The following is an 8811-nucleotide window of genomic DNA, read 5'->3' on the forward strand; positions in this document are numbered from 1 at the left end:
CCACATCGAGGCCCACTACTGCGCCTGGCCCGCGGCCGAGGGCCGGGCCGTCGGCGGCCTGTCGCGCGGCGGCTATTGGTCGCTCATGATGGCTTTTCGGCGGCCCGACCTCTTCCGCAGCGTCGCCGCCCACAGCCCGGCTCTCATCGACAGCCACGCCGGCCCCGCCGAAGACCCGCGCCTCACCGCCGCCAACGACCTGGGCGGCCTGCGCATTTACGTGGACATCGGCGCGCGCGACCCCTATCTGAAAGACGCCCTGCCCCTCCACGACGCGCTAACCGCCGCCGGCGTGGCCCACGCCTGGCTGGTCAACGAGGGCAATCACGACGAAGCGTACTGGCGGGCGCACCTGCTAGACTACCTGACCTGGTACACCGACGGCCTGCCCACCGACCGCGCCGCCCTTCCTGTCTGCGCTGTTGCCCCATGAGAAGAGACTCTCACGCAAAGACGTAAAGAGCGCAAAGCCCGGAGAGCTTTCTGGGCTTTGCGCTCTTTGCGTCTTTGCGTGAGCTCTTCTTTGCGTTCTTGGCGTACTCCGCGCTCTTTGCGTGAGCCTCTTAATCTGCGTAATCTGTGAAATCTGTGGATGCCTCTTTATGGCTAAGGCGCAGGAGCAAGGCCAGCACGGCCAGAGCCAACCCGGCCAGTATCGCCACCTTCAACAGCCGCGACGCCACCAGCACGGCCACCAGCCCGAACAGAATGGCAACCGCGTAGTAGCCGAGCACGATATGGCGCGTCGCCAGCCCGCTGTCGGCCAGCCGGAAGTGCAGATGCCCCCGGTCGCCGCGCATGGGGTGTTGCCCGTGGCGCAGCCGGGAGATGATCTGCCACGCCACGTCAATGATGGGCACGGCCATGACCAGCAGCGCGGTAGAGAGCTTGGCCGGCGAGAGGATGGACAACGTCGCCATCTGATAGCCCAGGAAGTACGCCCCGGCCGAGCCGAGAAAGATGCGCGCCGGCGCGAAGTTGAAGCGCAGGAAACCGAACAGCGCCCCGGCCAGCGCCAGGGGAAACAGCGGAACCGTCACCTGGCCCAGCCGGTAGCTGTGAAAGGCGAAGAAGGCCGCCGCGATGAGGCAGACGCCGGCCGCCAGCCCGTCCAGACCATCAAGGAAGTTCACGGCGTTGATCATGCCCACCACCCAGAACGTCGTGAACAACAGCGCCAGCGGACGCCAGATCCACACCCAGTTGTTTTCGTCCACACGAAACAGGGGGAGGGCCGTCCAGAGCGCGTCACCGGGTAACGGGTTGGTGAACACCTCGATGAAGATGATGTGCAAGATGGCGATGAGCGCGCCGAGTAGCTGGATGACCAACTGCGCCCACGGCGGCAGGTCATAGCGGTCATCGAGCAACCCGCCGGCGACGACCACCAGGCTACCCAGCACCACACCGCGCAATCGCAGGGCGTCGTGGGGATCGGCCGGCGGCAACAGCCAGTAGGTCAGGGCCACGCCCACCAGCCAGCCGGCAAAGATCGCCAGGCCGCCCAGCTTGGGGATGCGCCCCTGGTGGCGGCGGCGGCCGCCCGGCTCGGCCACCAGGTTCAGCCGGAACGACAGCCACCGCGCCGCGGGCGCGGCCACCAGCGCCGCCGCCATAGAGGCCAGCGCCACGAATAAATAGACCATATCGTCAGCCGGTCCCGTACTGCCGGTCGCCGGCGTCGCCCAAACCGGGGACGATGTAGCCTATCTCGTTCAGGTGGTCGTCAATGTGGGCCAGGTGGATGGGCACGTCGGGGTGGGCCGCTTGCAGCCGGGCGATGCCCTCCGGCGCGGCCAGGATGCCGACGAACTTGATGCGCCGCGCCCCCCACCGCTTCAGGATGTCCACCGTGGCCACGGCCGAGCCGCCCGTCGCCAGCATCGGATCGAGCACCAGACAGACCTGCACCGTCGGCAGGGTCGGCAGCTTATTGTAGTAGCTGACCGGCTTTAGCGTCTTTTCGTCGCGGTAGAGGCCGATGTGCCACACCTCCGCCCCGGGCATCATCTCGGAGATGCCCTCGACCATGCCCAACCCGGCGCGCAGGACGGGGATCAGCCCGATCTTGTCCACCAGTTCGCTGCCCATTGCCCGGCCCATGGGCGTTTCGACCTCCAGCGGGGCGGTACTCAGATCGGCCGTCGCCTCATAGCACAGGAGCATGGATAACTCGCGGATCAACTCGCGGAACTTCTTGGGCTTCGTGCTCGTGTCTCGGAGCATCGTCAGCTTGTGTTTGACGAGCGGGTGCTGTGACTCGAAGACCATTTCACCTCTCCAGCGTGATTTGCTCCATTGTAGGGCGATTTGGCAAATCGCCCAACGATTACCCGCCGCGGCTGACATATCGTATAATCTGCCCCGGCGGTGGAGTTCCGCCGCGAGTTGGATGATGACGATTCAGAAACCCACAACCGAACGGCCCATCGCCCCCCAACAGCAAGCGGATGACGTCGGCCTCGACACCATGCTGCGCCCCCAGCGCCTTGCCCAGTTTACCGGGCAAGAGCGGCTGAAGGACAACCTGCGCATCCTCATCGACGCCGCCCGCGGCCGGAGCGAACCCCTCGACCACGTCCTGTTCCACGGCCCGCCCGGCCTGGGCAAGACCACCCTGGCCCAGGTTGTCGCCAACGAGATGGGCGCCAACATCCGCCACACCGCCGGCCCGGCCATTGAGCACTCCGGCGATCTGGCCGCCATCCTCTCCAACCTGCGCACCGGCGACATTCTCTTCATCGACGAAGTCCACCGCCTCAGCCGGCCGGTGGAGGAAATCCTCTACCCGGCGATGGAGGACTTCGTCCTCGACCTCATCGTTGGCAAGGGGCCGGGGGCGAAAAACGTGCGCCTGAAGCTGCCGCGCTTCACCGCCATCGGCGCGACCACCCGGTTGGCGCTGATGACCGCCCCACTGCGGGCGCGCTTCGGCGCGGTCTACCGCATGGACTTCTATGATCAGGCGGCGATGGAGACCATCGTCGGCCGTGGCGCGCGCATTCTGGAAGTCCCCATCGTTCAGGACGGCATGGCTGAGATCGCCCGGCGGGCGCGGGGCACGCCGCGCGTCGCCCTGCGGCTGCTGCGCCGCGTGCGTGACTATGCGCAGGTGCGCTCGGATGGCGTCATTACCCACGAGACGGCCGTCGCCGCCCTCGACCTGATGGAGATCGACCGGCTGGGCCTGGATGACCTCGACCGGCGCGTGCTGCGCACCATCGTCGAAAAGTTCGGCGGCGGGCCGGTCGGCCTGGAGACCATCGCCGCGTCGATCAGCGAGGAGTCGGACACGATCATGGACGTGGTCGAGCCTTACCTGCTGCAACTCGGGTTCCTGGAGCGCACCTCACGCGGGCGCATCGCCACGCCCCATGCCTACCGCCACCTGGGTCTGCCCGCCGACCGCGCCCCCCGTCCGGCGCAGCCCGCCCTGTTCGCGCCCGACCCGGAGAGTGAGCCATGACTGAATTCGGCCGCTTGCTGCTCATCATCGGCGCGATTGTCGCGTTCGCCGGTCTTGTCCTGCTGGTCGCCGGGCGCTTCTTCCCCTGGCTAGGCAACCTGCCGGGCGATTTCCGCTTCGAGGGCGAGAACTACAGGGTCTACTTCCCACTGGCGACGATGATCCTGATCAGCGTAGTGGGCACGATCGTGCTCAACCTGCTCATCCGTTTCTTCCGCCGCTGAACCGCCCCGTGAGCCGCCTGCTCCTCTTCAACAAGCCGTTTCACGTTCTCTGCCAGTTCACCGACCGCGAGGGCCGGCCGACGCTGGCCGACTACATCTCGGTTCCGGGCGTCTACGCCGCCGGGCGGCTCGACTACGACAGTGAGGGGTTGCTGCTGCTGACCGACGACGGCCGGCTGCAACAGACCATCGCCGACCCCCACCACAAGCTGCCCAAGACCTACTGGGTGCAGGTGGAGGGCGAACCGGACGAGCGGGCCATCGCTCGGCTGCGGAGCGGCCTGCGCCTCAGCGACGGCCCCACCCGCCCCGCGCGCGCCCGCCTGTTGGCCGAGCCCGCCATCTGGCCGCGCAACCCGCCTATCCGCTACCGCAAGAACATCCCCACGGCATGGTTGGAGCTGACGCTGACCGAGGGGCGCAACCGGCAGGTGCGGCGCATGACGGCCGCCGTCGGCCACCCCACCCTGCGGCTTGTCCGCTGGGCCATCGGCGAGTGGACGCTGGAGGGGTTGCGGCCCGGCGAGTGGCGTCTTGTAGAGCAGGGGAGCAGGGGGGCAGGGGAGCGGGGGAGCAAGAGACGTCAGCCGAGGCTTTTTTCACCCCCGCTCCCCCGCTCCCCCGCTCCCCCGCCCAAGAGGAAACGGTCATGACTGCCTCCCACACCGTCTCCATCCTAGGCGTCCCCGTTCACGCCGTCACCGCGGCCGAGGCGCTGGCTTTGGTCGAGCGCTTCATGACCGAGCCGCGCCTGCACCAGATCGCCACCGTCAACCCCGAGTTCGTCATGGCCGCCCAGCAAGACCCTGAGTTCCGGCGCATCCTCAACGCCGCCGACTTGTGTCTGCCCGACGGGATCGGCCTGCTCTACGCCGCCCGCCGGCTGGGGCGTCGCCTGCCGGAGCGCGTGCCGGGGTCGGCTTTCGTCTACCAGATGGCCGAGCGGGCCGCCGCCCGTGACTGGCCGCTGTTTCTGCTGGGCGCGGCCCCCGGCGTGGCCGAGGCGGCGGCGGGCGTCCTGTGCAACCGCTACCCGGGCCTGTGCGTCGTTGGAACCTATGCCGGCTCCCCCGACCCGGCCGAGAACGAAGCCATCGTCAGGCGCATCAACGATAGTGGCGCGGCGCTGCTGTTCGTCGCCTACGGCGCGCCGAAACAGGATAAGTGGATCGACCGCAACCGGACGGCGCTGATGACCGTGCGCGTGGCCGTTGGCGTGGGCGGCTCGCTGGACTTCATCACCGGCCGGGCCGTCCGCGCGCCGCAATGGATGCAGGACGCCGGGCTGGAGTGGCTGCACCGGCTCTATAAAGAACCGTGGCGCTGGCGGCGAATGTTGGCGTTGCCGCGGTTCGCGTTGAAGGTGCTGTTTAGCAAGGGATGAAGAAAACAGCTCACGCAAAGAGCGCAAAGATCGCTAAGAACGCCAAGAAAAATCTTTCTTTGCGTTCTTAGCGATCTTTGCGGCCTTTGCGTGAGCTATTCTTCTGGTAGAAAAGTTATGCGCGTACTGATTACTGGATCGAGCGGGCAGATCGGCACCAATTTGGCGCTGCATCTGCTGGAGCGCGGACACGCGGTCTTCGGCGTAGACGTGCGGCCGAACCCGTGGACGACGGCAATCCCCACCCTGCTGCAAGACCTCAGCGCGCCGTTCGCCGACTTCCGCGGCGGCCTGGGGCACGTGCCCTACCCGCCTAACCTTGACGTCGTCGTCCACTTCGCCGCCCACGCCAAGGTGCACGACCTCGTCCAGCAGCCGTCGCGGGCCTTGGAGAACGTCGTCATGACCTTCAACGTGCTAGAGTTCTGCCGCCACAACCACCTGCCGCTCATCTTCAGCAGTTCCCGCGAGGTCTACGGCGACATCCATCGTTATATCACCGAGGAGTCCTACGCCGACTTCGCCTACACCGAAAGCCCCTACTCGGCCAGCAAGATTTCCGGCGAGGCGCTCATCTACGCCTACGCGCAGTGCTACGGCTTGCGCTACCTCGTCTTCCGCTTCAGCAACGTCTATGGCCGCTACGATGTGGACATCGAACGCATGGAGCGGGTCATCCCCCTCTTCATCCGCCAGATCGGCCGGGGCAAGCCGATCACCATCTATGGCGAGAACAAGGTACTCGACTTCACCTACGTGGACGATTGCGTGGCCGGGGTCTTCGCGGGCATCGAACTGCTGGCCGGCGGGGGCGGGGCCAACCAGACCATCAACCTGGCCTATGGCCAAGGCCACACCCTGATCGCCCTGGCCGGGTACATCGGCGAGGCGTTAGGCGTCACGCCGCGGCTGAGCGTGGAGCCATCGCGCGTTGGCGAAGTCACCCACTACGTCGCCAACATCGGCAAAGCCCGGGCGTTGCTCAGCTACGATCCACAAGTGCCCCTGTCCCAGGGCATCCCCCGCGCCGTCGCCTGGGCCACCTCATACTGGCGCGATTACACGCCTGGATAAAACTGGCGCAGCGACAGGAACGACCGTCATGAGCGAACCTACCGACACCCACGCCCCCGATACCATCCAGCGTCAGGCCTTGCGCACCTGGCACGGCGCTGACGTGCCGCTCCGCGAACAGCAGATCCACGCCCTCCTCGGCCTGGCCGGCGAAACGGGCGAACTGGTGGACATGCTGAAGAAACACTTCTACAAGCCTGGCCGCGAAGCCACCCCGGATCAGGTCAAAGACGAACTATCCGACGTGCTATACTACGTTGCCATCCTGTCGCACCTGTGGGGCTTTACCTTCGAGGATATGACCGCCCACCTGGCCATCAAGCTGGCCGGCGGCCACGGCTGGGACGGCAGCGGCGCGAAGATAGCCGCTCAAAGCGAGACGACGCGCTGAATAGCGACACAATCCTCTTAATTCCCCCTTATGAGCCTCTATGCGTTACGATGAACCCATGAATGCGAGCAAGAACGACCAGGCAGTTGAGTTGGCGCAATCGCTGGCGGCCGAAATCGCTGCGCGGGCGGACGCCGCAGACCGGCAAGGGCGGCTACCGATGGAAGACGTCGCTCTGCTGCGAACGTCAGGCTATCTCGGTCTGGCCGTGCCGGTGGAGGAAGGCGGCCAGGGCGCGTCGCTGCTGACCTGCGTCGCCGCGCAACTGGAAGTGGCGAAGGGCAGCGCCTCCACCGCCCTCGTCGCCGCCATGCAGCACCAGGTCATCGGCCACCAGCGCGAGACGCGCACCTGGCAGCCGGACGCCTACGAGCAGATCATGCGCGAGGCGGCTGCCGGTGGGCTGCTCAACCACCTGGGCAGCGAACCGCGCCTGGGCAGCCCGTCACGCGGCGGCCTGCCGGAGACCACGGCCACGCCCACCCCTGACGGCGCGGCGCTGCTCGTCAATGGCCACAAGACGTGGTGTACCGGCGGCCGGCAGCTGACGCACCTACTGGTGCGGGTCGCCCTCGGCGACGAGGCCGGCGTCGTCCTGGTGCGGCAGGGGCCGGCCGGCGTGCCCGGTCTGGAGTGGGTCGAGACGTGGCGCGACGCGCTGAGCCTGCGCGCCAGCGAGAGCCATGACGCCATCTTCCACAACGTGGTCGCGCCGCGCGACTGCCTGATCGAAGTGGGCGAGCCGAAGGCCACGCCCAACGTGTGGTTCTCCACCATGCTGTCGGCCGTCTACCTCGGCGCGGCGCTGGCCGCCCGCGACGCGGTTATTCGCTACGCCCTGGAGCGAACGCCAACAGCCCTCGGCCGGCCCATCGCCACCCTGCCCAAAATCCAGCGGCAGATCGGCGAGATCGACGTGGCCCTGCAAGCGGCGCGGGCGCTGCTGTTCGAAGTGGCCGGGTCGTGGGCGGGGCGCGACGCGGAGCGGGCCGCCTACCTGACACGCATCGCCGCGGCCAAGCTGGTCGTCACCGAGGCGGCCAACGCGGCCACGGAGAAGGCGCTCCAGGTGGCCGGCGGCTCGGCCCTCACCCGCGCGTTGCCGCTGGAGCGTTACTTCCGCGACGTGCGTCCCTCGGCCATGCAGCCGCCGGCCGGGGATACGGCGTATGAGATGGTGGGAAGGGCGGCGTTGGGGATGTGACAGCGCTACGTGAACAGGCGCTCAATCCACCGCCCAGTTAGCGAGTTTTAACCCCGGCACGCGGCCGAACTCGCGCTCATTGTTGGTGACCAGGATCACATCCAGACTCAGCGCATGCGCGGTGATGAGTGTGTCCAGCGAGCCAATAGGTGTCCCGTGTCGCTCCAGCAAAGCGCGAATGTAGCCATAAGCTTTCGCAGCCGGCGTATCGAAATCGGCGACTGCCAAAGGCGCGAGAAACTGCTCCAATGCTGCCCGATTGCGCTCCACCTGAGCGCTCTTTGTCACGCCGTATTGCAGTTCGGCAACTGTAACCGAAGAAAGGCCAACATCGCCAATCGGCTGTTTCGCCATCTCTCGTATGACAGTCTCCGATTGCCGCTTGATCAGATAGATGCAGATGTTGGTGTCGAGGAGAAATTTCATGCGAACGGCGACTCTCGTTCTTGCGTTTCTGGCTGTTCCCGGCTCTCCATAAAGTCATCCGAGAATTGAGACAGGCTCTCTACTAACGTCTGCCACGATTCAGTGGCAGGAATGAGCATAACGGCGTTGCCGACCTTTTTGATAAAGACCTCGGTCCCTTCAAAGCGGTACTCCTTTGGCAAGCGGACGGCCTGGCTGCGGCCGTTGGTGAACAGTTTGGCGGTATCCATAGAGATCGAAGGCTCCACAAGAGAATATATCAATAGTATATACCACGGGTAGGTACAGGTCAAGTCAGGCGCACGTTAACCCTATTACAAAGGCTTGAACTGCTCAAACGCATCCTGACATTGGTTACAGTACCAAATCATCCGGCACAGCGTCGGCCCAAAGGCATTGCGCAGACTAGTATTGGTCGAACCGCAGCGTGGGCACTCCGCCAAATCGAAGAAGGCGACGGAGGCCACGTCACCCCCGTGGCGCAGCGGCGGCGCGAGACCAAATTGGCGCAGCTTCTCTCGCCCGGCGTCGCTGATGTGGTCGGTGCTCCACGGCGGGTGCAGGACGGTGCGCACCGTCACCTCGGCCGCGCCCAGCCCCCGCACGGCCGCCTCGATGTCCCGCCGCATCACGTCCAGCGCC

General features: G+C 66.1%; 13 protein-coding genes. 8 read left to right on the forward strand and 5 right to left on the reverse strand.

Annotated elements, in window-relative coordinates; translation table 11 throughout:
• A partial coding sequence (locus ACE3UY_RS13660) for an alpha/beta hydrolase (protein WP_374688062.1) occupies positions 1 to 433 on the forward strand: 433 nt, incomplete at its 5' end.
• A gap of 130 nt (positions 434 to 563) precedes the next feature.
• Here ACE3UY_RS13660 and ACE3UY_RS13665 read toward each other — a convergent pair.
• Together ACE3UY_RS13665 and upp are read right to left on the reverse strand one after the other, a co-directional pair.
• On the reverse strand, positions 564 to 1646 hold the full coding sequence (locus tag ACE3UY_RS13665; protein WP_374688063.1) for an MraY family glycosyltransferase: 1083 nt from the start codon (positions 1644 to 1646) through the stop codon (positions 564 to 566).
• Positions 1647 to 1650: 4 nt separating this feature from the next.
• The gene (gene upp / locus ACE3UY_RS13670; protein ID WP_374688064.1) at positions 1651 to 2271 is read right to left on the reverse strand and encodes a uracil phosphoribosyltransferase; all 621 of its coding nucleotides are present in this window, start codon (positions 2269 to 2271) and stop codon (positions 1651 to 1653) included.
• Between the two features lie 124 nt (positions 2272 to 2395).
• On the opposite strand from upp, the gene ruvB reads away from it, so the two are divergent.
• From ruvB to ACE3UY_RS13705, 7 genes are all read left to right on the forward strand, one after another.
• Positions 2396 to 3466, forward strand: coding sequence for a Holliday junction branch migration DNA helicase RuvB (ruvB, locus tag ACE3UY_RS13675; RefSeq protein ID WP_374688073.1), 1071 nt, complete (start codon positions 2396 to 2398; stop codon positions 3464 to 3466).
• Positions 3463 to 3690, forward strand: coding sequence for a DUF2905 domain-containing protein (locus ACE3UY_RS13680; RefSeq protein ID WP_374688065.1), 228 nt, complete (start codon positions 3463 to 3465; stop codon positions 3688 to 3690). The genes ruvB and ACE3UY_RS13680 overlap by 4 nt, the downstream gene beginning before the upstream one ends.
• Positions 3687 to 4343: a pseudouridine synthase gene (locus tag ACE3UY_RS13685; RefSeq protein WP_374688074.1), complete on the forward strand. Its 657-nt coding sequence runs from the start codon at positions 3687 to 3689 to the stop codon at positions 4341 to 4343. The genes ACE3UY_RS13680 and ACE3UY_RS13685 overlap by 4 nt, the downstream gene beginning before the upstream one ends.
• Complete coding sequence (locus ACE3UY_RS13690) at positions 4340 to 5074, forward strand: WecB/TagA/CpsF family glycosyltransferase (protein ID WP_374688066.1); 735 nt, start codon at positions 4340 to 4342, stop codon at positions 5072 to 5074. Before ACE3UY_RS13685 ends, ACE3UY_RS13690 begins: the two co-directional genes overlap by 4 nt.
• Positions 5075 to 5191: 117 nt before the next feature.
• Positions 5192 to 6148: an NAD-dependent epimerase/dehydratase family protein gene (locus tag ACE3UY_RS13695; protein ID WP_374688067.1), complete on the forward strand. Its 957-nt coding sequence runs from the start codon at positions 5192 to 5194 to the stop codon at positions 6146 to 6148.
• Between the two features lie 28 nt (positions 6149 to 6176).
• Positions 6177 to 6539 (forward strand): MazG nucleotide pyrophosphohydrolase domain-containing protein, encoded by a 363-nt coding sequence (locus ACE3UY_RS13700; protein ID WP_374688068.1) that lies wholly within the window; start codon positions 6177 to 6179, stop codon positions 6537 to 6539.
• Between the two features lie 58 nt (positions 6540 to 6597).
• Positions 6598 to 7743 (forward strand): acyl-CoA dehydrogenase family protein, encoded by a 1146-nt coding sequence (locus ACE3UY_RS13705; protein WP_374688069.1) that lies wholly within the window; start codon positions 6598 to 6600, stop codon positions 7741 to 7743.
• A 21-nt stretch (positions 7744 to 7764) separates the two neighbouring features.
• On the opposite strand, the gene ACE3UY_RS13710 is transcribed toward ACE3UY_RS13705, so the two are convergent.
• The 3 genes from ACE3UY_RS13710 to paaD form a co-directional block, all read right to left on the reverse strand.
• The gene (locus tag ACE3UY_RS13710; RefSeq protein ID WP_374688070.1) at positions 7765 to 8169 is read right to left on the reverse strand and encodes a type II toxin-antitoxin system VapC family toxin; all 405 of its coding nucleotides are present in this window, start codon (positions 8167 to 8169) and stop codon (positions 7765 to 7767) included.
• A complete protein-coding gene (locus ACE3UY_RS13715) occupies positions 8166 to 8399 on the reverse strand; it encodes an antitoxin (RefSeq protein ID WP_374688071.1) in 234 nt (77 codons plus the stop codon). Before ACE3UY_RS13715 ends, ACE3UY_RS13710 begins: the two co-directional genes overlap by 4 nt.
• An 84-nt stretch (positions 8400 to 8483) precedes the next feature.
• On the reverse strand, positions 8484 to 8811 hold a 328-nt coding region (gene paaD, locus ACE3UY_RS13720; protein WP_374688072.1), incomplete at its 5' end, for a 1,2-phenylacetyl-CoA epoxidase subunit PaaD.

The sequence above is a fragment of the Promineifilum sp. (SeqCode) genome (assembly GCF_041918635.1).
GTDB lineage: Bacteria > Chloroflexota > Anaerolineae > Promineifilales > Promineifilaceae > Promineifilum.

Bases quoted from the DNA above. Each gene is read 5' to 3' on its own strand.
- upp (WP_374688064.1), bottom strand. From the start codon at position 2,271: ATGGTCTTCGAGTCACAGCACCCGCTCGTCAAACACAAGCTGACGATG.
- ACE3UY_RS13705 (WP_374688069.1), top strand. From the start codon at position 6,598: ATGAATGCGAGCAAGAACGACCAGGCAGTTGAGTTGGCGCAATCGCTG.
- ACE3UY_RS13665 (WP_374688063.1), bottom strand. From the start codon at position 1,646: ATGGTCTATTTATTCGTGGCGCTGGCCTCTATGGCGGCGGCGCTGGTG.
- ACE3UY_RS13710 (WP_374688070.1), bottom strand. From the start codon at position 8,169: ATGAAATTTCTCCTCGACACCAACATCTGCATCTATCTGATCAAGCGG.
- ACE3UY_RS13715 (WP_374688071.1), bottom strand. From the start codon at position 8,399: ATGGATACCGCCAAACTGTTCACCAACGGCCGCAGCCAGGCCGTCCGC.
- ACE3UY_RS13700 (WP_374688068.1), top strand. From the start codon at position 6,177: ATGAGCGAACCTACCGACACCCACGCCCCCGATACCATCCAGCGTCAG.
- ACE3UY_RS13695 (WP_374688067.1), top strand. From the start codon at position 5,192: ATGCGCGTACTGATTACTGGATCGAGCGGGCAGATCGGCACCAATTTG.
- ACE3UY_RS13690 (WP_374688066.1), top strand. From the start codon at position 4,340: ATGACTGCCTCCCACACCGTCTCCATCCTAGGCGTCCCCGTTCACGCC.
- ruvB (WP_374688073.1), top strand. From the start codon at position 2,396: ATGACGATTCAGAAACCCACAACCGAACGGCCCATCGCCCCCCAACAG.
- ACE3UY_RS13680 (WP_374688065.1), top strand. From the start codon at position 3,463: ATGACTGAATTCGGCCGCTTGCTGCTCATCATCGGCGCGATTGTCGCG.